We start from the raw sequence: 24678 nt of genomic DNA, 5'->3' as shown, positions 1-24678 counted from the left end.
CTGCGGCGGCGGGGGGACGGGCCGCCGGCTCGGCGCGCGGCCTCTCCAGAACACGCGAGCCGCCTGAGGCCGGCGCGCCGTTCTGCGCGGGCGGCACCGGGGCCGGACGAGGCGGCTGAGGCGTGGCCCCGGCGCTCGTGCCGATGTCGTGCAGGCGGCCGGATTTCGCAACGATATCCGACAGTTCCTTCAACGCGTTGACCTGTTCCGTAATGGCCACGCGCATGGCCGAGGTCGACTGCCTGGCTTCCTCCGGCAGTTCGACGATGCCACGCTTCATGTCGGCGCGCGTCTCTTCCAGCTCGGCGCGGATTTCGGCGGCCGTGCGGCGGATATCTTCCGTCGCCCCGGTAAAGCGCTGGGCGGCGCCTTCCAAGACCTGGTTGATCGCTTCGCGGATCGCCTCGGCGGACTGGCGCGTGCGCCCCTCCGCCGTGTCGAACATGCCGTCGAGAAGCCCCTCGAAGGACTTCATGGCGGTCTCGATCTGCTGCGACTTGTCGACAAGGCCGTTCGCCAGCGCCTCAAGCGCGCTCTGGCGATCCTCCAGGGACGAGCTGAGGCCGGACTGCGCCTTCTCCAGGAGGTTCGAGGCGCTTTCCAGCATGCGGCTATGGTCCTCGAAGCGGCTGGCGATGGTCGAGATCTCTCGCAGCGTCCGCTCCGAGAAGTCCGTGAGCCGGCCGGAATTGGCGTTGATGAGGCTTGCCGAGTTGGCGAACGTCTCCGCCGCCTTGCCGGTGTTCGCGGCAAACTCGCGCGTCGTGCTGGTGAGCTTCTCGTCCACCTGCGAAAGGTTCTGCGCCGCGGCATCGACGAGTTGGCCCAGCCGCTCGCCGGAAACGTTCAGCTGTTGCAGGAGCTCGTCGACATTGCCGGCGAGGCCGTTGCGGGCGCGCTCGACGGCGTCGAGCGCCTCGGCGGTGCGGCTGGCCAGGGCGTTCACGAGGGCAGCATTCTCCTGCTGCAGCCGCTCGGTGGTGCGGTTGGTAATGGCCTCGATGCCCTGCTGCAGCTCGCCGCCGCTGGCCTCGAAGCGCTCCACGAGCGGGCGCGCCGTCTCGTCGAGGATGCGGCCGATCTCGGCGCTGCGCCCGGCCAGCATGGCGTTGAACTCGCGCGTGCGCTCTTCCAGCGTACGCGCCGCCTCGCCGGTGCGCCTGGAGATGTGCTCGTTGACCTGGGCGAAGGTCTGGCCGATCGTGTCGGCGGTCGACACCAGGTCGGCCTGGGTGCGCGCCAGTTGCTGGCTCACGTGGCTGGCCGCCTGCTCTGCGCCCTGCTTCAGGCGCTCCTCGGCGTCGCCGACGCCTTCCTGAAGCACGGCCCGCGTACGACCGACGCTGTCGCCGAGCCGCTTTTCGACCTCCAGCATGCCGCTGGCGACAGCGGAGGCTGCCGAGCCGGCGGTCGACTTCAGCCGGTTCTCGATCTCGCCCAGGCGCTCGGTGATTGCCGTGGCGCGTGCATCGAGCTCGGCGGACGTCTGGTGCGTGCGGGCGATGATGCGGTGATCGGCCTCCTCGAAGGTCTGCACCAGCGCGTTCGCGCGGTTTGCCAGCGCCTCGGCCGTTTCCTGCGTGCGGGCGGCGATGCGGTGGTCGGTCTCCTCGAAGGTCTGCACCAGCGCGTTCGCGCGGTTTGCCAGCGTCTCGGCCGTTTCCTGCGTGCGGACGATGATGCGGTGGTCGGCCTCCTCGAAGGTCTGCACCAGCGCGTTCGCGCGGTTTGCCAGCGTCTCGGCGGTCTCCTGCGTGCGGGCGGCGATGCGGTGGTCGGCCTCCTCGAAGGTCTGCACCAGTGCCTCGGCGCGGTTTGTCAGCGTCTCGGCCGTTTCCTGCGTACGGGCAGCGATGCGGCTGTCGATACCGGCGATGCGCTGGTCGACGTCGTCCAGCACCTTGGCGGACTCGCTGCCGAGCGTCGAGGTGGCCTCCATCACCTTCTCGCGCAGGGCACCGGCCAGCACGACGGCGCTGTTCTCCAGCGTCTGGCGGACATTGTCGACGCCGACGGCCAGCGCCCTTTGCATGGTGCTGGTGCGTTCGTCGATGACGCCCACCTGCGAAGTGAAGGCGGCATTGACGTTGTCGATGTCGGCACGGATGGCGGCCGTCAGCTCCTCGCGGCGCTCGCCGATCTTGGCGATGTCGGCCTCGAGCGCGGCGGCAAAGCTGCCGTGGGTCTCCTCGAGCTTCCTGAGATCGGCCTCGAGCAGCTCCTTCAGCCGGTTTTCGCTCTGGGCGAAGGCCTCGATCTGGCGATCGACGGTCTCGTCCATGCGCGTCTTCACGGCATCGAACCGGCCAAAGCTGTCATCCAGCCGTGCGTTGAGCCGCGACTGGCCTTCCTCCACCAGCCGGGCGAACTCCTCGCCCTTGTTTTCCAGCATGATGGAGGTGGAGGCGACGAGACCGGACAGGTCGTTGTCGATGGCGGACTTGCCCGCCTCGATGGCCGAGGAGACGTCTTCGCGCCCGTGGGCGAAGGTATCGGCGATCTCGCGCGTGCGCTCGACGAGCTGTTCGTTGATGGCGCGAGCGCGCGCCTCCAGCGCCGCGTCGAGCCTCTGCATGCCCGTATCGAGCGCCTCCGCACGTGTGGAGAAATCTCTGATAAGCGCGCGGCCACGCTCCGACAGGGTGCCGTCGAGCTGGCTCAGCCGCGTATCGAACTCCGTGTTGACCTTCTCGGATGCCTCACCAAGCGCCGCGACCAGGCCGGACAGGCGGTCATTGAACATCGTGTCCAGCGCGCCGCTGCGCGTGTCGAGCAGACTGGCAAGGTTGTCGCCCGCCGCGGCGATGCGATGCGACAGCTCTTCGGAACGCTGGTCGAGCGCATGGCTGACCGTTGTGCTCGAAGCATCCATGCGCTGGATGAAGCCCTCCGCGGACGTGCTGAGCGCCTCGATCCGCGTGTCGAGCAGGCCGGAAAGATTTTCGCCCGCGGCGGCGATGCGTTGCGCCAGGTCTTCGGAGCGCTGGTCGAGTGTGTGGCTGATTGCGCCGCTCGAAGCATCCATGCGCTGGATGAAGCCCTCCGCCGAGGTGCCGAGCGCCTCGATCCGCTTGTCGAGCAGGCTGGCAAGATTGTCGCCCGAGGTGCTGATGTGCCGCGACAGCGTATCGGCGCGCTCGTCCATCGCCAGGTAGATGGATTCGCCCGTCGAGTTGATACGCTCGACCAGACCGTCGCCCGCCTGACCAAGCGAATCCGTCAGCCGCTGCGAGGCGCCATCGACGCTGAGGCGAATCTGCTTGCCGGCCGAGTCCAGCTCCTCCTTGAGGATTTCGTGGGCGCCGGTGATCGAAGCGCGCACGCGCTCGGCGTGGCTGACAATGCCTTCGCGCTCGCTGCCCAGGCTGTCGACAAGCAGGCGAATGCGCGTTTCGTTCTCCGAATAGGCGCGCTCTAATTCGTTCACTTCCGTGTGCACCAGGGTTTCCAGCTCGACGGCGCGCGCCAGGGTGCGTTCGATGCCGTCGCCCATGGCCTGCACCTCACGGCGCACGGCCTGACCCACCATCATGACGCGGTCCTGGGCGAGGTTCTCCGGCTCAAGCAGGCGCGCGGCGGCATCCGCCATCTGCTGGGCGGCAGCCCGCATCTCCTGGGCGCGGCGGACCATCACCGCGAAACCCCAGAACAGGAGCACCGGCACGAGCGCACCGATGGCGAGGCCGATCGCCTGCGGCGAGGTGAAGAGGCCTTCGAGCGAACGGATCTGCCAAAGCGTCGAGCCGTAGAGGACGTTGCCGAAAACGGCGGCGCCGGCGATCCAGGCGACCGACAGGGCGGCGACAAGCCAATAGACCGTACGCGGGGCCGGCAGGTCGGGCCTGTGCGCGATCCGGGCGGGCTCGCGCTGCTGGTCGTCGTTGGCCGGCACGAACGTCACCGGACCCGAAGAAGGGGCGGGCCCCGCCGGGCGCAGCCGCTCGTTGGGGCGATCGGTGGGGTGAGCATTTTCCGCCTGGGCGGCGGCAGCCTCTTCGGCCTCGTCGGCCGCCATGGCAGGCTCGCCCTCCGAGGGGATGGGATCGGCAGCGTTCTCCACTTCGACATCATTGTCGATATCGTCCTCGCGTCCTTCACGGGCGAGCTCTTCCGCCGCCAGAGAGATCTGCGCCTCCAGGTCCTCCATGGAGGCCGCAATGTCCAAGTCGCCAAGGTCAAAATCACCGGCAGCGGCTTCGAACTGATCCGTCTCCAGCTCGAGGGCTTCCTCAAGCTCCCTTGCGAAACTGTCCTGCTCCGCTTTCTTCTTTGTCGTATTCCGCGCCATACGCCGTCACCCTGTACTCTTTTGGGTCGTTCCGAACCCGGATCCTCGTAACCCGCATGCGCCCCACATCGCGCCAACCGTATCGTAGTGGCACGGAATTGTGATGGAAACACGTTTTAGGGCAGATGCCTACAAGTTTAAATATAAGGTTAACGCTAGGCTGGTGGGATTGTAAGCATTCTGCCACTGTCATTAACACCTTGTGCACGCGTGGCCATCTAGCTTCGTGCCGGCGTTCGATAGTGGGAGCGGGCCGCCCGCCGGGCAGTCCAGGAGGGGGAACGGCATGCTTGACCGACAGCGGCATCCAGCGCCGATCGACCGGACGCATCTGGCCCGCCAGACCCAGGGCGATGCCGGGCTGCAGCGCGAGGTGCTCCAACTGTTCCTCGCCCAGGCTGTCTCCGTGCGTGGGGAACTGGCGAGCGCCGATGCCGAGACGCGCCACCGCCTGGCGCACTGCCTCGTCGGTTCGGCGCGCGCCGTCGGCGCTTTCGCGCTGGCCGACTGCGCGGCGGCACTGGAGGCGGCGCCGCACTCGGCGGCGCTGGCAGATCGCCTGGCGTTCCTGATCGAGGAAATGCAGGCTTTCGCTGCCGAATTGCTGACGTAGTGGTCTGACCCAAACGGATGGTACGTTTGGAAAAGTCAGCCCACAAGCCATTTATCTGTTGGGCGATTTGCCCTGACAGATGGGTACCATCTGTGAGGATCGCCCCACTAGCATGCACCCCTGCGCCGTTTCGCTCGGTTGACACGCCGCGCGCAGCGATTATCTCGGCGTGAGCAATCGTTCCCCGTGCCGTCCATGCAGCACAACCCCTTCAGGATCGCCGAATGACCAAGCTGACATTCATCGCCTTCGACGGCGCCACCTTCGAGGTGGAGGCCGAGAACGGCTCCACGGTGATGGAAAATGCCATCCGCAACGGCGTTCCCGGCATCGAAGCCGAATGCGGCGGCGCCTGCGCCTGCGCCACCTGTCACGTTTATGTGGACGAGGAATGGACGGACGTCGTCGGCCAGCCGGAGGCGATGGAAGAGGATATGCTCGACTTCGCCTACGAGGTGCAGCCCAACTCGCGCCTCTCCTGCCAGATCAGGGTGCGCGAGGAACTGGACGGGCTGGTGGTGCGGGTGCCGGAGCGCCAAGCGTAGCCGTTCTCATATCCTATATGAGTTGTCATATATCTTTTCAGAGGACAGGTGGGCATGACCAAGGTGACCAAGACAGATGTGCTGATTGTCGGGGCCGGCCCTGTCGGCCTGTTCGCCGTCTTCGAACTCGGCCTTCTCGACCTCAAATGCCATCTGATCGACATCCTCGACCGCCCGGGCGGGCAATGCGCCGAGCTTTACCCCGAAAAGCCCATCTACGACATCCCGGCCCTACCGGTGGTCTCGGGGCAGGAACTGGTCGACCGGCTGATGGAGCAGATCCGGCCGTTCGATCCGCAATTCACCTTCAGCCGCATCGTCGCAGGCCTTGAGCGCCTGCCGGACGGCGGCTTCCGCGTGACGACAGACGAGGGGGAGGCGTTCGAAGCCAAGGTGGTGGTGATCGCCGCCGGAGGTGGCTCTTTCCAGCCCAAAAGGCCCCCCATTCCCGGCATTGAGGCCTATGAGGGAAAAAGCGTCTTCTATGCCGTGCGGCGCATGGAGGAGTTCCGTGGCGAAGACCTTCTGATCGTCGGCGGCGGCGATTCGGCGCTCGACTGGACGCTCAACCTGCAGCCGGTGGCGCGGCGGCTGACACTGGTCCACCGCCGCCCGGAGTTCCGCGCCGCGCCCGACAGCGTCAACAAGATGCTGGCGCTGAAGGAGGCCGGAAAGATCGATTTCCAGGTCGGCCAGGTGAGGGCGCTCACCGGCGAGAACGGCATGCTGAAAAGCGCGACGGTGAAGGGGCCAGAGGACGAGGTGGAGATCGCCTGCACGCGGCTCTTGCCCTTCTTCGGCCTGACGATGAAGCTCGGACCCGTCGCCGAGTGGGGCATCAATTTAAATGAGAACCTCATTCCCGTCGACACGGAGAAGTTCGAGACATCCGAGCCCGGCATCTTCGCCATCGGCGACATCAACCACTATCCGGGCAAGCTGAAGCTCATCCTCTCCGGCTTCCACGAAGCCGCCCTGATGGCGCAAGCGGCCAAACGCATCGTGCACCCGAACGAGAAGGTCGTCTTCCAGTACACCACCTCTTCGACCAGCCTGCAGAAGAAGCTGGGTGTGGCGTGATAGTGCGGGATGCATTGAAGTTGGATCACGCTGGCGGCGTCATCCCGGAAGCCGGAGCGAAGCGGAGGCTGTCCGGGACCCATTCTCGCCTCGCTGAAGCTCCGGCGAAGCGGGCCGGAACGTCGATGTCACGGAATGGATCCCGGCCCTCACTCCGTTCGGCCGGGATGACGGCGGTGGGTTGACTCAGCCTAAGCGCATCTTGCGCTAGCGCGGCGCATTATTGCGCCAGCCGGCCGGCCTCGATCTGCTCCAGCCGATAGCGCAGGAGGCGCAGGAGGCGGCTTTCGAAATTGATGCTTTCGATATAGTCGAAACGCTGCTGGGCGGCATCGTGGTCGGCCAGGACGCCTGCCGTCGCCTCTTCCACCTTTTTGGCAAGCACGTCGCAACTCCTCTGCCGCGACAGGCCCTTCAGAGTGTCCTCCAGAAGCCGCGCATGATTCTTGGCGATGCTGAGATGGCTTTCCTCGTGGCGCTTGATGTCGCGGGCAAGCGTATCCCAGATCAGCCGTACTTCATTTTCCGCGCGGCGGCGTTGGCGCCATTTCGGCAGGATGACGCTGGCTTTCACCGAAACGCGCGCGTCGGCGATGCGGCAGTATCTGCCGGTTTCGGCATAGTCGACGCGCGTGGTGAACTTCATATTCGTGGCGCCGGGATGCCTTTGCCCGGTGCTATCCAACATCGGCCCCTGTGTCTGCAGCTGCCGCTCGATCTCCGGCAATGTCAGGCCGCCAATGGGAAAATAGCTGTAGGTTTTCGAAAGCGTCGCGGCGCCGAGCGGCGGCACGGTCGCGGCCAGCAGGAACACGGTGAGGAGTACGCGTTGCATGAAGCCCTCCGGGCGACACATTGCGGCAATGGCGGGGCCGGTGCAACGAAAAGCTGCAGGCGGCTCGTCTCTAGAACGCCGTGCGTCCGTTCGCACGCACAAAAGTTCGGCCGCGCGAATGCCGATTGATTTTGTCCCGCAGGCATCCCACAAGACGGTGCGGACAGGCGGACGGGACCTGAAGGGATGATCGAGACGCGGCACTGGAAAATCGCTCATGGGCGCACCCTCGAATTGGGGGCGCAGGCGCGCATCATGGGCGTGCTCAACGTCACGCCCGACAGTTTCTCCGACGGCGGCCGCTATACGGCCGCCGAAAGCGCGGTGGCGCGGGCGCAAGCCATGCTGGCCGAGGGGGCGGCGATCATCGATATCGGCGGGGAATCGACCCGGCCCGGCGCCGCACCCATCGGCGCCGCCGAGGAGCAGGACCGCGTGCTGCCGGTCGTCGAGGCGCTGGCCAAGGGGAAGGACACCGTCCTGTCCATCGACACCTACCGTGCCGAGACGGCGGCGCTCGCCATCGATGCGGGCGCGCACATCGTCAACGACGTGTGGGGCCTCTACAAGGAGAGCGCCATCGCCGAGGTCGCGGCGAAGACCGGGGCAGGGCTTATGCTGATGCACACGGGACGGGAGCGGGAGAAGCTGCCCGACGTGATCGCCGACCAGTTCGCTTTCCTGAGCCGCTCCGTCGAGATCGCCCGCAAGGCCGGCGTGGCGGACGGGCAGATCGTCCTTGATCCTGGCTTCGGCTTCGCCAAGGATCCGCAAGAGAATGCCGAGATCATGGCGCGCTTCGGCGAACTGGCGGGCCTGGGCTTTCCTTTCGCCGTCGGAACGTCGCGCAAGCGCTTCATCGGCCATTTCACCGGCCGCGACGTCGAGGAACGGGCGGTCGGCACGGCGGCGACCAGTGCGCTTCTGCGCCTCAAGGGCGCGGCCATCTTCCGTGTGCACGACGTCGCCGAGAACAGGGATGCGCTTCGCATGGCCGATGCTATGCTAATGGCGCGATCCTGACAGATGGTACCCATCTGTCAGGACACATCGCCCCACCAGATCAATAGCTTGTGGGCTGACTTTTCCAAACAGATGGGGCCATCTGTTTGGGTCAGACCACGAGCGGCCGGAAAATAGCAGGATCGCGCCCATGTACATCATCCGGATGAAGAACTGCGCCTTCTTCGCGCGCCACGGCGTGCATGACGAGGAGGAGACGCTCGGCCAGCGCTTCTACGTCGATGCCGAGCTTGCCGTGGAGCCCGGCCGGGCGCTGGAAGAAGATTCCATCGAGGAGACGGTCGATTACGGCGTCGCCTTCTCCGTTATCGAGAAGATCGTTACCGGCAAGCGGCGCTTTCTGATCGAGGCGCTGGCGCTGGAGGTCGGCAAGGCGCTTTGCAAGCGCTTTCCGCAGATCGAGCGCGCCTCCATCACCATTAGAAAGCCGAACGCGCCGGTTCCCGGCGTGCTCGATCATGTCGAGGTGACGATTGACTGGCCGCAATGAAACCCGCGCCTTCCTCGGTCTCGGCGGCAATATCGGCGAGCCCGCAAAGGCGATGGCGGCAGCGCTTCGCGCGCTGAATGCCGATGCCGACGTGCATGTTGAAAAGGTCTCCGCGCTCTACCGCACGCCCCCCTGGGGCATCGAGGACCAGCCGGATTTCCTGAACGCCGTCGCCGAGATCCGTACCGGCCTGCCGCCCCGCCGGCTCCTCGAACTGTGCCTCGATACCGAGCGCGCCCTGAAACGCGAGCGCCGCGAGCGCTGGGGCCCGCGCCTGATCGACATCGACATCCTGGTGTACGGGCGGCAGCGGGTGTCGGAGGGCGGGCTGGTGGTCCCGCACCCGCGCATGCTGGAGCGCGCCTTCGTGCTCTTGCCGTTGGCGGAGATTGCGCCCGACCTGGTGGTGGAGGGGCGGCGGGTCGCCGAACACCTCGACCGGTTGGATATCTCCGGTATCGAGCAGGTCAGCGCCGATGGTAGCTGGTGGAAGACTTAGACCAGTTCATCGTTTCATTGAATGAACTTGTCCAACTCGTTGTTTTGTCGCAATTCCGGACGGAAATCCGGTTTCCACTTTCCTGGAATTGCTCAGTTGGCCACCGCCCCCACCGTCCTCGTATCGAGGCGCTTGAGCGTTATGCCGATGACAGGCACCAGCTCCTCCTCGACATGGACGGAGATGGTGACGTTCATCGTATCCTTGTCGGATATCTGGGCGCGCATGGCGCCGGTCAACTCGTTGCGGTGAATGGCGAAGACGGCGTGGCCGTCCTTCACCGTGCCGCTCACGACGTCGAGCCCCTTGCCGGCCGCCCCGTCGAGGAATGTGCCGCGGTAGCCGGAGGCCAAGCGCTCCACCTTGGCCGACATTTCCTGGTTGAAGACACCGACCCGGCAGCCCCCGTCGAGCGCCATGCCGATCTTTCCGCCCGGCGTCGTGCCGGCGAAGTTGCAGATGAACTTGGTGCCCTTGTACTTGCCGGCGACGATCTCGCCGGGGCCGGACCAGTTGCCCTCCACCTGCTCGAAAAACCGCTTGTCGCGTTCGAAGGCATGGGCGGAAAAGGCAACGCCGGTGGCAAGCGTCGCGGCAAGAGGCAGAAGGGCGAAATTGCGCAAGGTCGAAGACATGGGCACCTGGATGGACAGCTGGCGAGAACAGGCACGGCAAGCATGAAGAGTTTTGGTTAACGCTTTGTCACCGCCGGCCGCTCTTCTTGCCGACCGATGACAGTTTGCCGAGAGTGGAGGAGGCGGCCAGGTTAGACAAGTCTTATTACGCGGTCATTTAGGCTTGTCCGCAGGTGTTCCCTGCGCCTTTGAGGCGAATTGCGTCACGGCCTTCAGGAAATCTCCCATGCCGGGGCGCTGGACCGCGTGGAAGGCGAGGGGGCGGATGGCCGACATCGCCGCGATGCCTACCCGCGCCGTCAGCATGCCGTTGACAACGCCTTCGCCGAGCTTCGCCGACAGCCGCGCGGCGATGCCATGGCCGACGATCTGCTGCACGAACGTCTCGCCCACGGCCATTGAGCCGGTAACGGCAAGATGGGCGACGACGCTGCGCGACAGCCGCAGGAAGCCCAGGAAACCCGGCCGGCCGCAGTAGAGCTCCGACAGGCGTCGGAGAAGACGCCCGGCCTCGAAGAGCACGTATCCGACATCGAGCAGAGCCCGCGGGCTGACGGCCGTCACCACGGAGACACGCTTGGCGGCGTCCAGCACCAGCTTTTGGGCGCGGGCATCGAGGGGAGCGAGCAGCTCCTTCTCGGCGATGTGCAGGAGATCGCGCCCATCGATGATGTCGCCTTCCAGGCCTTTGAGCGCCTGCCGTCCCGCCGCCGTCTCCGGGTGGCCGGCCAGAAGCGCGGTGAGGTCGGACACCACCGCGCGGGCAGCGCGTGCGTCGTCGCCTTCATACGCTTTCTCGGCACGGCGGCGCATCCTGTCCACGGAGGCGAGGCGGGCAAGGGCGATGAACTCGCGGATAAGGATGGCGACAAGGGCGAGCGCGGCGATTGCGGCAAGCGCCACGGCCAGCCAGCCGAGCCAGTCGGCGCGCGAAAAGAGGTCGCGGATGAGCCGGTCTGTCCACAGACCTACTGCCAGCGATACGAGGAGGCCGAAGGCGGCGAAGAAGATCTTGCCGAGCCGCGAGCCCCGCCTTGTGCCCGTGGCCGGCGGCGGCGGGGCGGCGGCCGGCTCCAGCGCCTCGAAGATGTCGATCTCCGCCGGCGTGACGGTGACCGCTTCGTCCACCTTCATCGCGCGCGGCCCACGCCCGCTCTCCCGAGGCTCAGGCTTTTTCGGCGTCTCGGACGGTTCGAGGCGGAAGGCGGCGGGGCGGCGGCTCATGCGAGCTGGTCTCCCAGAAGGAACTGAAGGGCGCGGTCGAGGCGGATGTGCGGAAGGGAAAGCGTCACCCCTTCGGCGGTGCGCTCCAGCTTCGGTGGGCGGAAGCGCACGAAACGGATCGCCGGATCGCCGGACGTGGGAGCGACGTCCTTGCGGAAGAAGGCGGCGGGACTTTCCGGCAGGTCGCCGGGGAAGATCGCCGTCTCCGTCTCGCCGTCGAAGGTATCCTCGCCGATGGTCTCGCCGGCGAGCGGGCTGCCGATGATGACGGGAAGCGTCTCGCGTCCGCGTGTCGCCGTGCCCTCGCGGGTGGCGCGCACGGCGGCCATCGCCACCACCTCGACGGCGGCACCGGAAAAGTCGGCCCGCGCGATGGCGCGGTCGGCAAGCCGCCGCACGATGGCCTGCAGCCGGTCGTGGCTTTCGTGGTGGATGTGGTCGGCCTTGGTGGCGGCGATCAGGATGCGGTCGATGCGGCGGGAGACGAGGCCGGTCAGGAGACTGCCGCGGCCAGGGCGGAAGCAGGCGAGGATCTCCGTCAGCGCGCGTTCCAGATCGGCCACCGCCGGGGCGCCGGCATTGATGGCCTGCATGGCGTCGACCAGCACGATCTGCCGGTCGAGCCGGGCGATATGCTCGCGGAAGAAGGGCTTTATGACGTGGGTCTTGTAGGCCTCGTAGCGCCGCTCCATCATCGCCCGCATGGAGCCGGGGCGCGCCCGGCCTTCGCTGAGATTGGCGAGCGGCGCGAAGGTGAGCGCCGGCGAACCCTCGAGATCGCCCGGCATCAGGAAGCGGCCGGGCGGCAGGGTGGAGAGGGCGCGGGCATCCTCCTTGCAGGCGGCGAGATAGGCCGAGAAGCTGTCGAACAGGCGCCGCGCCAGCATCTCGTCGGCGGCAGCATCGGGATCGACGCTGGCGGCAAGCTGGCGCCAAGGCCTGGAGACCTCCTCGCGCACCGGAAGCTCGGCCAACTCCATGGCTTCGCGGCTGAAGGTCTCGAAGCTCTTGCCGATGAGCGGCAGGTCGAGCAGCCATTCGCCGGGGTAGTCGACGATGTCGAGCGATAACCGCCCGCGCGAGAACATGCGCCCAAAGGCCGATGCCGATTCGTATTCGACGGTGAGCCTGAGTTCCGAAATGGCGCGGGTGGATGCCGGCCAGATGCGCTTGTCCACAAGATCGGCGATGTGGTCCTCGTACTGGAAGCGCGGCACGGCATCGTCGGGCTGGTGCTCGAGATAGGCCTTGGCGATCCGCCCCGAGGCTTGTGCCTCGAACAGCGGCAGGCGGCCGCCATGGACGAGATTGTGGACGAGCGCGGAGATAAAGACGGTTTTGCCGGCACGCGAAAGGCCGGTAACGCCGAGCCTGACCGACGGCGACCAGAGGCCGGTGGCGCGGTCCGCGACGGTATCGAGGGCAATGCGGGCCTCGTCGGCCAGACTGGTCAGCGATGGCAAGGGCATCCCCCGATTCGTTCAAGGCCTTCCGGATATAGGCGATGGGGCGCGGCGATGAAATGGCTGACGCACCGGCCGCCCGCGGAACGAAAACCGCACACCGCCGAGCGACGACCGCTATCACCAAAAAATGTCGGCGATTCTGACAATTGTGTTATTGCAGCCCGGTTTACGCTTGTCGCCGCCGTCGCGCCCGAATATATAGGCGCCGCTGGTAAGCAGTGGGGTGAGCGATGAGCGATACCGTCGATGCCAAATATGTCCCCTCCGAGGACGAACCCTTCATGAACGAGCGCCAGCGCGCCTATTTCCGCGGTAAGCTGATCAACTGGAAGAGCGATATCCTGCGGGAGGCGCGCGAGACGCTGGACGCGCTCCAACAGGAGAACGCCAACCATCCCGACCTTGCCGACCGTGCCTCCTCGGAGACCGACCGGGCCATCGAACTGAGGGCGCGCGACCGCCAACGCAAGCTGATCGCCAAGATCGATGCCGCGTTGCAGCGCCTCGACGAAGGCACCTACGGCTATTGCGAGGAGACGGGCGAGCCGATCTCGCTGAAGCGCCTCGACGCCCGCCCCATCGCCACGCTCTCCATCGAGGCGCAGGAGCGCCACGAGCGGCGGGAGAAGGTTTACCGCGACGACTGAGCGGGCCGCGCAGCCCTGCGGCGCGAAGACGTTCCACCTGGCCGACCCGCATCGCGTCTCTCCTCAAAGCCGAACCAGCCCAAATCCGCACCAGCCTGAATTCACTCCAGCCTCAATCCTGTCCAGATTGACATCTCCGGGCAAGTCGCCAAGAGTTGGCCGCTGCATTGCAGTTGGCGGTTTTCGGGGCTGCACCGGTGCGGTAGCTGCGGATCGTGGCCGACAACCAGTCCGCCCAAAAAGAACATCAGGCAACATCGACTAGGGAGATACCCATGCGAAAACTTCTTCTTATCGCCGCGGCGAGCCTTGCCCTGGCGACGGCAGCTTCAGCCCAGACCGTCAAAGTGTCGGTGACGGCCATCGTCGAGCACCCGGCGCTCGACGCCGTGCGTGACGGCGTCCGCGACGGGCTGGAGGAGGCCGGTTACCGCCAAGGCGAGAACCTCGAATTCGCTTACGAGTCCGCGCAGGGAAATCCCGCCACGGCCGCCCAGATCGCCCGCGAATTCGTGGGCGACGCGCCGGACGTGATCGTGCCGATCTCCACCCCCTCGGCCCAGGCGGTCGCCGCGGCTACCCGCGATATCCCGGTGGTCTTCTCGGCGGTCACCGACCCGCTGGCCGCCGGCCTGGTCGAATCTATCGAGGCGCCGGGCGGAAACGTCACCGGCGTGTCCGACCTGACGCCGATCGCCGAGCACGTTGCGCTCATCAGGGAACTGGTGCCGTCGGTGGAAAGCATCGGCTTCGTCTACAATCCCGGCGAGGCGAACTCGGTGGCCTTGCTCGAGCACTTCCGCAACGCGGCGGAGGAAGAGGGGCTTTCGGTGGTCGAGGCGGCGGCCAACAAGTCGGCTGACGTGCAGGCGGCGGCGCGCAGCCTGGTCGGCAAGGCGGACGCCATGTACGTGCCCACCGACAATACCGTGGTCTCCGCGCTCGAGGCGCTGGTGGCGGTGGCCGAGCAGAACGACCTGCCGCTGATCTCCGGCGACACGGACTCTGTGGAACGCGGCACGCTGGCCTCCATCGGCTTCGACTACTACGCGCTCGGCAAGCAGACCGCCGAGGTGGTGGTGCGCGTACTCAAGGGCGAGGAGCCGGGCGCCGTTCCGGTGACCTTCGCCGCCGGCACCGACCTGGTGGTCAACCGCAAGGCGGCGGAGGCGATGGGCGTAACGCTTCCCGATGAGATGGTGCAGCGGGCCTCGAAGGTTATCGAGTAGGGCTGGCGAGGCTGACATCGGCGCGCGAATCTGAAGTCGGCGCGCGGCCGCTTGAACCCCCTCTGGCCCTGAGCTTGTCGAACGGGCCGGCCATATCCCCCTCGAGGGTACTCAAGGGGGAAGAAGTGCTGGCATGCGAACCCGCCAGGTTGAGGCGAAAGCCGCCGATGACGGCGCCTCTCCCCCCTCGAGAGGGAGATGGCCGGCCCGTTCGACAAGCTCAGGGCCAGAGGGGGCCGTGCGGCCGCGCGCCGACCAGCCCCTAAAGCCGCACCCCCCATTTTTTCCTTGCACTGACCGCCCGTTCGGGCCACCGGAAGGCGCAAGTTTGGATATTCGCTGCGGAGCACTTCGATCCAATGTCTGCAATCGCTTTTTGGGGCGCCGTCGAGCTTGGCCTGATCTACGGCTTCGTCGCCCTCGGGGTCTATCTCGCCTTCCGCGTGCTCGACTTTCCGGACCTCACCGTCGACGGTTCCTTTCCGCTGGGGGCGGCGGTGGCTGCCGTGGCGATCACCGCCGGCTGGGACCCATGGCTTGCCTGTGTGCTCGCCGCTATCGGCGGCTCCCTGTGCGGGCTGGTGACGGCCTTCCTCAATGTCCGCTTCGGCATCCTGAACCTGCTCGCTTCGATCCTCACCATGATCGCGCTCTTCTCGGTCAACCTGCGCATCATGGGCCGGCCCAACATGGCCGTGCTCAACCGGGAGACCGTGATCACGCCGTTTTACGACCTTGGCCTTGCCGACCACCTGGTGCGGCCGGCGGTGCTGGCCGTCCTGGTGCTTGCGACCGTGCTGCTTCTGGCACGCTTTCTCGGCAGCGATTTCGGCCTTGCGACGCGTGCGGCCGGCGCCAATCCGCGCATGGCGCGGGCCAACGGCGTCGATGTCGGCCGCCAGATCTATTTCGGCATGGGCCTGTCGAACGCGCTGACGGGGTTGGGCGGCGCGCTGTTCGCGCAGATCGCCGGCTTTGCCGACGTCACCTCGGGCGTCGGCACCATCGTTGTGGGGCTTGCTGCGGTCATCGTCGGCGAGACGCTGTTCCGCAGCCGCGCCATGCTGGTGGCGCTTCTGTCCGTCGTCGTCGGCTCGGTCGTCTACCGCGTCGCCGTGCAATTGGCGCTTTCGGCGGATTTTCTGTTCCTCAAGGCGTCCGACCTCAACCTCGTCACCGCCGTCCTCGTCACGCTGGCGCTGATCCTGCCGAAGCTGCGCGCCCGCAGGAGGGCCGTCCAATGATCTCCGTCGAGGCGCTCCACGTCACCTTCAACCCCGGCACGCCGATCGAGCGTCGAGCCGTCAACGGCATCGACCTGGCGCTGACAGAGGGTGAGTTCGCCACCGTCATCGGCTCCAACGGCGCCGGCAAGTCGACGCTTCTGGCGGCAATCGCCGGCGATGCGCCGCCGCAGAAGGGCACGATCAAGATCGGCGGCCGCGACGTCACGCGGGAGGCCCCGGCCAAACGGGCGCGCCGCGTTGCTCGCGTCTTCCAGGATCCGCTCGCCGGCTCCTGCGCCGACCTTTCCATCGAGGAGAACCTGGCGCTTGCGGCGATGCGCGGCGCCCGGCGCGGCCTCAGATCCGCTCTCCACGCCGACCGGCGGGCGCTCCTGCGCGAGCGGGTGGCCGAGCTCGGCCTCGACCTGGAAGACCGCATGGGCGACCGCATGGGCCTGCTGTCGGGCGGTCAGCGGCAAGCGCTCGCCCTCGTCATGGCCACGCTCGCCGGCGCCGAGGTGCTGCTCCTCGACGAACATACGGCCGCCCTCGACCCGGGCATGGCCGAGTTCGTCATCGACCTTACCCGCCGCCTCGTCGCCGCCCATGGGCTGACGACGCTGATGGTCACCCATTCCATGCGCCAGGCACTCGACCTCGGCTCGCGCACGATCATGCTGCACGAAGGCCGCATCGTGCTCGATATCACCGGCGACCGCCGCAAGAACATGGGCGTGGACGACCTCGTCGCCATGTTCCGCCGCGTGCGCGGCGGCGAGGAGCTCGACGACGATTCGCTGCGCATCGGGTAGGGCCTCCGCGCCGGGACGCCTCATGGCGTAGGGTATGGAGACGCGCTATAAGCCGTTTACGGGCAGGGCGCGGCAAGGGGAGGCGCTATGCAGGCGGTTGTCGGAGCGGTTCCGCTGATCGCGCTCGACGCGGTGGCGATCGACACGGAGACCACCGGGCTCGATCCGCGCAAGGCGCGCATCGTCCAGCTTGGCGGCGTCGCCATCGCCGATGGGGCGATGCGTCCGGACCGCACGTTCGAGACCCTGGTCGATCCCGCGGTGCCCATCCCGCCCGAAGCCATGCGCATCCATGGCATTACCAATGCGATGGTGCGCCAGGCGCCGAGCTTCGCCACGGCCTGGGAACGCTTCGAGGCGTTCCGCGCCGGGCGCCTTCTGGTCGGCTATGCCGTCGGCTTCGACATGGCGGTTGCCAAACAGGAGGCCCGCCGCGCCGGCCTCGAGTGGAAGCGGCCGCGAACGCTGTGCGTGCGCACGCTGAGCCATCTCGTCAACCCCGAGCTTCGGGACCCGTCGTTGGAGGCGATCGCCGCCTGGCTCGGCATCGATGTGACGGGGCGCCACCAGGCGCTTGGAGATGCCATCTCCGCGGCGAAAATCTTCGCGGCGCTTCTGCCCCGGCTGCAGGCGTGCGGCATTCGCACGCTCGCCGAGGCCGAGCGCTCCTTGCTGCGGCTTGCCAAGGAGCGGGAACGGCAGCACAGGGCCGGCTGGGACGAACCGGCGTCGAGCCCGGACACCCTGCCGTCCTTCGCCGCCGTCGATCCCTTCGCCTACCGCCATCACGTCGGCGATCTCATGAGGCGACCGCCGGTGCTTGTGCGCGACGAAACCCCGCTGCGTGCGGCAATGGCATTGATGATGGAAAGGAAGACCGGCTCGATCCTCGTCAGCAAGAGCGGCGAACCGGGTGGGCCGGTGGGCGATTACGGCATCATTACGGAGCGCGACGTGCTGCGGCTGGTGGCGGCGCAAGGCGGGAGGAGTTTCGAGCAGCCGGCAGGCGCTCTTGCCAGCCGGCCGCTCATCAGCATCCGCGCGCAGGCCTTCGCCTATCGCGCCATCGGCCGCATGGAGCGGCTCGGTATCCGCCACCTCGGCGTGCGCGACGAAAAAGATGCGCTTGCCGGCGTGATCTCGGCGCGCGATCTTCTGCGCCTGCGTGCCAGCGTGGCGATCCAACTCGATGACACGATCGATGCAGCAAGCTCCACCGCCGAAATGGCCGCCGCCTGGGCCAGCCTTCCCGCCGTCGCCAGTGCACTGGCCGCCGAGGAGGTCGACGCCGGTATCGTCGCCGAGATCGTCAGCGAGGAACTGCGGGCGATGACGCGCCGGGCGGCGGTGCTCGCCGAACAGGAGATGCGCGATGCCGGCCTCGGCGGGCCGCCTTCGCCCTATGCCGTGCTCGTGCTCGGCTCGGCCGGACGGGGCGAGAGCCTGCTTGCCGCCGACCAGGACAACGCCATCGTCTACGAAAGCGGAGAGCCGGACGGGCCGGAAGACCGCTGGTTCGCCGCGCTGGGCGAACGTATCGCCGCCATGCTCGACACCGCCGGCATCTCCTATTGCAACGGCGGTGTGATGGCGAAGAACGCCGAGTGGCGAGGCTCGCTGGCGCTTTGGAAGGAGCGCGTCGGCCAATGGGTGAGGCGCTCCCGCCCGCAGGACCTTCTCAACGTCGACATCTTCTTCGACCTGAGCCCTGTGCACGGCAACCGACGGCTCGGCGAGGCGCTTTTCGAGGAAGCGTATCAGCGCGGGCACGCCGAGGCGCCGTTTCCGCTGTTGCTTGGCGAGCAGCTTGCGAACCTGGCGTCGCCGTTCACACTGTTCGGGCGGTTTCGCACGGAAGAGGGGCGGTTGGACCTCAAGCGCTTCGCCCTTTTCCCCGTCGTGTCGGCGGCGCGCACACTGTCGATCCGCCACGATATCCGGGTGCGCTCTACCCGCGCGCGTCTCGAGGGGCTGCTCGAGCGGGAGATCGGCAGCGAAGTGTCGCTCCGCCGCGTGCTGTCCGCCCACGACCTCGTGCTTTCGCTTACGCTCGCCCAGCAGAGCCGCGACCGGCACCAGGGCATCCCGGTCTCCAACAAGGTGGAGATCGCCGCGCTCTCGCGCCCGCAGCAGGCCGCTCTCAAGATAGCGCTCCGGGACTTGCAGATACTCCCAGAACTCGTGCGCGACCTGATGTGAGGTGGGCTCGCGGCTAGAGCGTCCTTTGTGCGTCCGTTCGGACGCACAAAGGACGCTCTATCTCTTTGTTTTTCCGCATTTATGCGGACGTCAGGTGATACCACCTGACTGCAAAATGCTATAGCGCGGTTTCAGCTACTCGACGGCGTAAACCTCCGGCGCGCCGTCGGCGATCCCGTAGACGGTGAACGGCTCCGACTTCTCGCCGCCCATGCCGGGCGAACCCATGGGCATGCCCGGCAGGGTGATGCCTTTGATGTCGGGGCGCTCACTCATAAGCCGGTCGACGATGCCCACCGGCACGTGGCCGCTGACGACGTAGCCGTCGATGTAAGTCAGATGGCAGCCCTGGTAGTCGTCCGGGATGCCGGCCTCGCGGCTCATGAGGGCGAGGTCGTGCGTGGGTTTGACCGAGACCGCGTACCCGTTGTCGCGCAGGTATTCGGCATATCCCTCGCAGCATCCGCATTGCGGATTCTTGTAGAGGGTCGCGGCTTTCGCCTCGGCCGCCGCCGCCGGCGCGCCGCTCGCCATTGCGGCGGCGGCGCCGATGATTGCCGCAACGATGATCGATACCGGAAAAGTCCGTTTCATGAGCCAAGTTCCTTTCTTTCGCATTTCGCATTGTCTTTTCAGTGTCAGGTGACCCGGATCACGCCCATCATACCCGCCGCCTGATGTTCAAGGACGTGACAATGGAACATCCAGTCGCCCGGGTTGTCGGCGACAAGCCCGATCTCGACCCGCTCGCGCGGCGCCATCAGCACGGTGTCCTGCCACTCACGGTGGCGCGTAGGCGTGCCTTCGCGGCCAAGCACGCGGAAGGAATGGCCGTGCAGGTGGATCGGATGGTGCCAGGCCGTATCGTTGTGGAGGGCCAGCACATAGGAGCGGCCGCGCGCGAGCGTGAGCATCGGGTCCATCACGTGACCTTCGGCGGCGATGCCGTTGATCGTCCAAACGCCGTCATGACGCATTCCCGGCATCATGCGATCCATCATCCCGCCCATCATCCCGCCCATGTCTCTGCCGGGCATGCCTCCATCCATCATGCCGCCGCCCATCATTCCGCTCATCATACCGCCGCCGAAGGTAACCTCATGGCGCTCAGCGGTTGCGAGGTCGGGCTCGGCCAGCGGGTTGTCGGGCAGGCGGAGGAGTGTGTCGGGCGGGGCTTCGCGCAAGGGGGGGTCGGCGTAGACGAGGTCCAACAAGCGGTATTCCAGGTCCCGGTAGAAAGTGTCGATCACCTGGAAACGCGCGCCGGGGGCGCCGGTCATGTCGATGACGAGGTCGGCGCGCATGGCCGGCCCCAGGACGACCCGGTCATTGTCCGGCGCGTGCGGCTCGACCGGTTGCCCGTCGAGGGCGACGACGCGCGGGCGGTGACCCTCGAACGCAAGGGCGAAGATGCGAGCGTTGGCGGCGTTGATCAGCCGCAGGCGAATGCGTTCGCCGCCGCGCACGGCGAAGGTCTCGGGCAGGCGGCCGTTGACGGTGGCCGTGTTGCCGATCCGCCCCGCCATGCCGGCGTCCATCATGTTATCGAAGTCGTCGCTGATCTGCCCGTCCCGCAGCAGCCGCCAATCGTCGAGCACCCATGTGACGTCACGGTCGACGGCGATCGGCTCGGGCTCCTCGACGATCAGCGGACCGTAAAGGCCGCGACCCACCTGCTCGGAACCGCGCTGGTGCGGGTGATACCAGAAGGTGCCGGCATCCGGGCAGTCGAAGGCATAGATGAAGGTCTCGCCCGGCGCTATCGGCGGCTGGGTGAGATGCGGCACACCGTCCATCGCATTCGGCACGCGCAAGCCGTGCCAGTGGACGGTGGTCTCCTCGTCGAGCCGGTTCTCGACGGCGACCCGCAGCCTTTCGCCCTGGCGAACCCGGATTTCCGGTCCTGGTACCGCGCCGTTGTAGTTCCACACCGCCGTTTCCGGGTAGCGGCCGCCGAGCAGCGGCACACGCCCCGGCTTCGCGGTGATCCGATATTCGCTGCCGACGGAAGCCTGCGCGGGGCGAAGCGCTGGGAACGCCATGGCGGTGAGCCCGGCGCCGGCCTGGAGAAGCCGCCGGCGCGAGATGGGATTGCTGAAATGATTGCTCATGCCCTACGTCCTGTGGACGGTTAAGATAGTGGCCGCAGCGCTAATGCGCATACGGACGCATGGGAGTGCGCAGACGTCAGCCGCGTGGAGCGGCCGACGCCACGTTACACGAGGACGCCGGGTCTGGGAGGGTGTGGGTCGGGCAGGGAGGTCCGCCCGCTCATCGGGGCGGATGGCCGCAACGACGGGGCCGAGACCATGGCTGTCGCCGTCGTCGGCACAAGCGGAAGCACGGCGAGGGCGGGAGCGGCGCAGGCCGCCGCCGGGCAGAGCGCCTGCGCGCCGCGGTCATCGCCGGGCTCCGGGCAATCCTGGCAGTGCCCGTCGACGGAGGCAGTCATCTCCGCCGTGGCCATCTGAACCGTCATATCGCCGGCCCGGACCGCAGACAGGTTCACACCCACGGTCACGAACACCGTGAGCAGAAAAGTAACGACCTGACGCGCCGAACGATGCTTCATAGCGTTAGGCACGATGATCGCAAAGCTGCGAAAAGGCAAGCTGCCCCGTCGATATGAGACCCTCCGACGCATCCTGCAGGCCAACACACTATAGGGTCCAGTCGGAGGAATTGAAAAGCTGCGCCACTCCGCCGGGGCCGGAGGGACCGCCTGCCAGGACAAGTTCGGCAGCCTTGAGTGCGCCGGCGATGAGGCGCACTGTCGGTTCAGGCCCCAGCGCCTCCAGCGGCATGCCCATCTGGCTCTTGCCGGGGGTGCGCGGCGGCCAGACCTTGAGCCCAAAATAGCGCGCTGCCTTGCGGTCGATATCTCCCCAGTACTGGAGGATGACCGCGTTTGGGGCGACCTTGGCGATGCGTCCGAGATCATGGATGCCGAGGCTCGGCCGGTTTGTCGGCCGTTGCGCCAGGACGACGGCGTCCCAGGAATGCGTGAACACCATGTCCGGATTGGGAAACACTTCGACCTGCGCGCCCGCCGCCCGCATGCCCCGCTCGAGGTTGCGGGCCAGCGGGTTGCCGCAAATGAGCGCGACCGAGGCCTTGCCGATCGCTATACCCGCTTCCTGGAAAAGCTTGAGACATAGAGCCGCCTGGTAGTCCGCCCCGCCGATCGCGGGATGGGACTCGTTGACGGCGGAGATGGGGATTCCATGCTCCTGGCATGCCCTGATGTCGATTTCTCCCTTCAACAGCATCCAAGGCTCGCTCACCATCGCTATGACCGAGTGTCTGGGCAGTCGCTCGATGATCGACCGCGTGATGGGGGGGATGGGTTCGCTGTTGAAGAGGATGTTCGTGTTGCTGCAGGTCTGGTGGTCGATGCGCTCGCTGATCGTGACACGGCCACGGACCCCGGCCAGCGCTGCCAGCGACAGCGTTATATCCGCCGCCTCCTGGGCGGAGTGATAGCGGTTGGAGGGGCGGGTGATGGCCGTCGCGCTCGTGGCGCCGGCCAGAAGCGCGAGCGTCGCCGTCGCCGCGCGGTACCCCACGGTTGCCGGGACCACGACGTGCAGGCCCGAGACATCCAGCGCAAAATCGCCGACGTTCTTTTGGATGAGCGACAGCACCTTTGGCATGTCGGTCCGCGCGATCGGTCTTTGGGAACTGCTAGCGTGCCACATCACCCGTACTTGCCCGGTTTGCCGACAGTTGAGTTGGTCGCGTTCTGCTCCGCTGTCGAACACAAGGCTTCTTGTTTGTGCGGCAATTTGATGAAGGAATTGAGGAAACTTATCGCCTCGAAATCCGCATCGCCCATGCCCGTCCACACGGCCCGATTTGCGTGTCATAAGAGCACATCATAGAGCCGTATCTGTTTGATGCAGCTAAGATATTTGTGCAAGATTCCCAACGCATAGGTGTTAGCATTCTCTATCTATCAGGGTATCCGGCCCATCGGTCTAATCAATTTGGGAGGTGCAGGATGCACAACCGCGAAGGGCGCGCATCGCATCGGGTGACTGTTGGGAGGAGCTATTCAACGCCGTGCCTGGCGACGAAAGAGCGAACGGTTCGTCGCAGCCCCGTGACAAGGCTGATCTGACTGTCCAGCGCCGCGATGCGTGCTCCGAACGTCTTCAGCGAGTGCGTGAGATCGTCCACCTTCGCCGACGATCGGGCGTCGCGGACCTCGTCTTCGTAGTATTGCTGGGCGAAGGCGGCAGTGGAGGCGGCGGATTCGTAGCGCCTCTGGAAGCCTGTCTTTTCGGCGACCAGCTCCACCTCGATCTCGTCGAGAACCCTTTCGAGCGTAGCGATCCGCTTGCGGTCCGCGTAGCGGTCGCGTTCCTCGCTGCGTGTGTGGAAACCTAACAAAATGCCACCTTTCCCTTCTGCACCGATCTGCAACCCTGAAACTAGGCGGCGGCACGCTCGGGGATGCGGGATCCCGCGCCATGCCGCTGCATCAGCTCCGCGTCGATGATTTGTTGCATCTTCGCCTTGAAGTTTGCTTCGCTGAACTGGAGGGCATGATTGCGGATCAGGTCCGGGCGGAATGCCGTTTCCATCGACCGAAAGCGCCTTACGGCCTCGATCAGCCCTTGCACGGACTGTTCCTGGAACAGGATGCCGGTGCGGTCGGGAACGATGCTGTCCAGCGCACCGCCGCCGCAGAAGGCGATGACAGGCCGGCCGCTCGCCATGGCTTCGACCGGAACGATGCCGAAGTCCTCCTCGCCGGGAAAGACGAGGGCGCGGCAGCGGGCGAGCATATCTCTCAGCACGGGGAAGGGCGCCCGGCCGAGGAAGGTGACCGTCGGACCGGCCATGCGCTTGAGCCGTGTCATCTCCTTTCCTTCGCCGATGACGACGAGGTTCTCCGCCATTCTCGTGAAGGCTTCCACTGCCAGATCGAGGCGTTTGTAACCGACGAGCTGGCCGGCGCAGAGATAGAAATCGCCGATTTCGGCAACGGGCGAGAAGTCCTGAACCGTAACCGGCGGATTGAGCACGGCGGCGTCGCGCCGGTAGTATTTCTCGATGCGCGCGGCCACGTGGTGCGAGTTGGCGACGAATTTGTCGACCCGCGCGCTGGTCGATACGTCCCAGGCCCTGAGCGCCGGAGCGAGGACGGGCAGCAATGCGCGGGTGAGGAGGCCGGAGCCGGCACGGTAGAAATGGTAGTGATCCCACAGATACCGCATCGGCGAGTGGCAGTAGCAGATGTGGGTTGCCTGCGGCCCGGGGACGATGCCCTTGGCGGGGCCCGATTCGCTGGAGAGGATCAGGTCGTAGCCCGACAGGTCGAGGCTTTCGAGTGCGAAAGGCATCAGTGGCAACAGGGACTGGTAATGCCTGCGCGCGCCGGGAATCTTCTGCAGGAAGGACGGCGTGACCTTGTGGCGCCGGATCTTCGCCGAGACCCGTTCTTCGTCATAGACGAGCGTGAAGATATCGGCGCCAGGGTACATGTCGCAGAGCGCTTCCACGACCTTCTCCCCGCCCCGCATCGACACCAGCCAGTAATGGACTATCGCGACGCGCAAAACCATTCCTCCTGGAACGTACCCAAGTGTTGGGATCGTGGCGTGAAAGAGCGCCCGGGGACACGCCGTACATCAGGCCAATCCCCTATCTGTACGGACAATCCGGCGGCGCAAAGGGACTAGGCCTTCATCCGTTCGGGCTGGAATTGTCCTCATGCAGCGTTCCGCCTGCTTCGAAGATGGCAGGCGCTTAACCGCCTCTAGCCGAAAGGGACTAGGTCCAACGGTATTTACCTTGCCGGGATTCGATTGATGATCGGCGGGAAGGGGCGGGCCCTTGCGCGTCCTTTCCACCGGCGTGCT

At 66.2% G+C, this 24678-nt stretch carries 23 protein-coding genes; 11 read left to right on the top strand and 12 right to left on the bottom strand.

From position 1 onward, the window contains the following. On the bottom strand, positions 1-4288 hold a 4288-nt coding region (locus GM910_RS06765), incomplete at its 3' end, for an apolipoprotein A-IV repeat region-like domain-containing protein (protein ID WP_159586745.1). Positions 4289-4574: 286 nt separating this feature from the next. On the opposite strand from GM910_RS06765, the gene GM910_RS06760 reads away from it, so the two are divergent. The 3 genes from GM910_RS06760 (at position 4575) to GM910_RS06750 (ending at position 6526) form a co-directional block, all read left to right on the top strand. Further along, the gene (locus GM910_RS06760) at positions 4575-4901 is read left to right on the top strand and encodes an Hpt domain-containing protein (protein ID WP_159586744.1); all 327 of its coding nucleotides are present in this window, start codon (positions 4575-4577) and stop codon (positions 4899-4901) included. Between the two features lie 224 nt (positions 4902-5125). Further along, positions 5126-5446: a 2Fe-2S iron-sulfur cluster-binding protein gene (locus tag GM910_RS06755; RefSeq protein ID WP_159586743.1), complete on the top strand. Its 321-nt coding sequence runs from the start codon at positions 5126-5128 to the stop codon at positions 5444-5446. 54 nt (positions 5447-5500) lie between these two features. Next, positions 5501-6526 (top strand): NAD(P)/FAD-dependent oxidoreductase, encoded by a 1026-nt coding sequence (locus GM910_RS06750; protein ID WP_159586742.1) that lies wholly within the window; start codon positions 5501-5503, stop codon positions 6524-6526. Positions 6527-6746: 220 nt separating this feature from the next. Here the strand turns inward: GM910_RS06750 and GM910_RS06745 are convergent, their stop codons facing one another. Continuing rightward, a complete protein-coding gene (locus GM910_RS06745; RefSeq protein WP_159586741.1) occupies positions 6747-7361 on the bottom strand; it encodes a DUF922 domain-containing Zn-dependent protease in 615 nt (204 codons plus the stop codon). A 186-nt stretch (positions 7362-7547) separates the two neighbouring features. Here GM910_RS06745 and folP point away from each other — a divergent pair, with 186 nt between their 5' ends. From folP to folK, 3 genes are all read left to right on the top strand, one after another. Then, positions 7548-8384 carry a dihydropteroate synthase gene (gene folP, locus GM910_RS06740; protein WP_425482658.1) on the top strand — a complete coding sequence of 279 codons (837 nt, stop codon included), beginning with the start codon at positions 7548-7550 and terminating at the stop codon, positions 8382-8384. A 130-nt stretch (positions 8385-8514) separates the two neighbouring features. Beyond that, a complete protein-coding gene (gene folB / locus GM910_RS06735; RefSeq protein ID WP_159586740.1) occupies positions 8515-8874 on the top strand; it encodes a dihydroneopterin aldolase in 360 nt (119 codons plus the stop codon). Next, positions 8858-9373 carry a 2-amino-4-hydroxy-6-hydroxymethyldihydropteridine diphosphokinase gene (gene folK / locus GM910_RS06730; protein ID WP_159586739.1) on the top strand — a complete coding sequence of 172 codons (516 nt, stop codon included), beginning with the start codon at positions 8858-8860 and terminating at the stop codon, positions 9371-9373. Before folB ends, folK begins: the two co-directional genes overlap by 17 nt. A gap of 92 nt (positions 9374-9465) precedes the next feature. Here the strand turns inward: folK and GM910_RS06725 are convergent, their stop codons facing one another. From GM910_RS06725 to GM910_RS06715, 3 genes are all read right to left on the bottom strand, one after another. Then, positions 9466-10008 (bottom strand): hypothetical protein, encoded by a 543-nt coding sequence (locus tag GM910_RS06725; protein WP_159586738.1) that lies wholly within the window; start codon positions 10006-10008, stop codon positions 9466-9468. 153 nt (positions 10009-10161) lie between these two features. Then, complete coding sequence (locus GM910_RS06720; RefSeq protein ID WP_159586737.1) at positions 10162-11232, bottom strand: YcjF family protein; 1071 nt, start codon at positions 11230-11232, stop codon at positions 10162-10164. Further along, the gene (locus tag GM910_RS06715; RefSeq protein WP_159586736.1) at positions 11229-12701 is read right to left on the bottom strand and encodes a YcjX family GTP-binding protein; all 1473 of its coding nucleotides are present in this window, start codon (positions 12699-12701) and stop codon (positions 11229-11231) included. The genes GM910_RS06720 and GM910_RS06715 overlap by 4 nt, the downstream gene beginning before the upstream one ends. Positions 12702-12928: 227 nt before the next feature. Here GM910_RS06715 and dksA point away from each other — a divergent pair, with 227 nt between their 5' ends. The 5 genes from dksA (at position 12929) to GM910_RS06690 (ending at position 18811) form a co-directional block, all read left to right on the top strand. Beyond that, entirely contained in the window at positions 12929-13345 is a 417-nt protein-coding gene (gene dksA, locus GM910_RS06710) for an RNA polymerase-binding protein DksA (RefSeq protein WP_159586735.1), read from the top strand. Positions 13346-13620: 275 nt separating this feature from the next. After that, complete coding sequence (locus GM910_RS06705) at positions 13621-14574, top strand: ABC transporter substrate-binding protein (RefSeq protein WP_159586734.1); 954 nt, start codon at positions 13621-13623, stop codon at positions 14572-14574. A gap of 359 nt (positions 14575-14933) precedes the next feature. Further along, positions 14934-15818: an ABC transporter permease gene (locus GM910_RS06700; RefSeq protein ID WP_159586733.1), complete on the top strand. Its 885-nt coding sequence runs from the start codon at positions 14934-14936 to the stop codon at positions 15816-15818. Further along, positions 15815-16612, top strand: coding sequence for an ABC transporter ATP-binding protein (locus GM910_RS06695; protein WP_159586732.1), 798 nt, complete (start codon positions 15815-15817; stop codon positions 16610-16612). Before GM910_RS06700 ends, GM910_RS06695 begins: the two co-directional genes overlap by 4 nt. Before the next feature lie 87 nt (positions 16613-16699). Further along, positions 16700-18811, top strand: a complete 2112-nt coding sequence (locus GM910_RS06690) for a DUF294 nucleotidyltransferase-like domain-containing protein (protein ID WP_159586731.1) — start codon at positions 16700-16702, stop codon at positions 18809-18811. A 135-nt stretch (positions 18812-18946) separates the two neighbouring features. Here GM910_RS06690 and GM910_RS06685 read toward each other — a convergent pair whose 3' ends face one another. The 7 genes from GM910_RS06685 to GM910_RS06655 all read right to left on the bottom strand — a co-directional run bounded on the left by GM910_RS06685 (position 18947) and on the right by GM910_RS06655 (position 24375). Next, a complete protein-coding gene (locus GM910_RS06685) occupies positions 18947-19405 on the bottom strand; it encodes a DUF411 domain-containing protein (protein ID WP_159586730.1) in 459 nt (152 codons plus the stop codon). Positions 19406-19449: 44 nt separating this feature from the next. Further along, positions 19450-20922, bottom strand: coding sequence for a multicopper oxidase family protein (locus tag GM910_RS06680; protein ID WP_159586729.1), 1473 nt, complete (start codon positions 20920-20922; stop codon positions 19450-19452). A 104-nt stretch (positions 20923-21026) separates the two neighbouring features. After that, positions 21027-21290, bottom strand: a complete 264-nt coding sequence (locus tag GM910_RS06675; RefSeq protein WP_246225889.1) for a hypothetical protein — start codon at positions 21288-21290, stop codon at positions 21027-21029. Positions 21291-21471: 181 nt separating this feature from the next. Next, the gene (locus GM910_RS06670; RefSeq protein ID WP_246225888.1) at positions 21472-22464 is read right to left on the bottom strand and encodes a hypothetical protein; all 993 of its coding nucleotides are present in this window, start codon (positions 22462-22464) and stop codon (positions 21472-21474) included. A 44-nt stretch (positions 22465-22508) separates the two neighbouring features. Further along, positions 22509-22646 carry a hypothetical protein gene (locus tag GM910_RS06665; protein WP_159586727.1) on the bottom strand — a complete coding sequence of 46 codons (138 nt, stop codon included), beginning with the start codon at positions 22644-22646 and terminating at the stop codon, positions 22509-22511. A gap of 215 nt (positions 22647-22861) precedes the next feature. Beyond that, the gene (locus GM910_RS06660) at positions 22862-23203 is read right to left on the bottom strand and encodes a hypothetical protein (protein WP_159586726.1); all 342 of its coding nucleotides are present in this window, start codon (positions 23201-23203) and stop codon (positions 22862-22864) included. A gap of 41 nt (positions 23204-23244) precedes the next feature. Continuing rightward, on the bottom strand, positions 23245-24375 hold the full coding sequence (locus GM910_RS06655) for a glycosyltransferase (protein WP_159586725.1): 1131 nt from the start codon (positions 24373-24375) through the stop codon (positions 23245-23247). Between the last annotated feature and the right edge of the window lie 303 nt (positions 24376-24678).

The organism is Chelativorans xinjiangensis, from assembly GCF_009812055.1.
GTDB lineage: Bacteria > Pseudomonadota > Alphaproteobacteria > Rhizobiales > Rhizobiaceae > Chelativorans > Chelativorans xinjiangense.
Note: the sequence above shows the minus strand (reverse complement) of the source record. Positions and strands in the feature narration are given on the sequence as shown.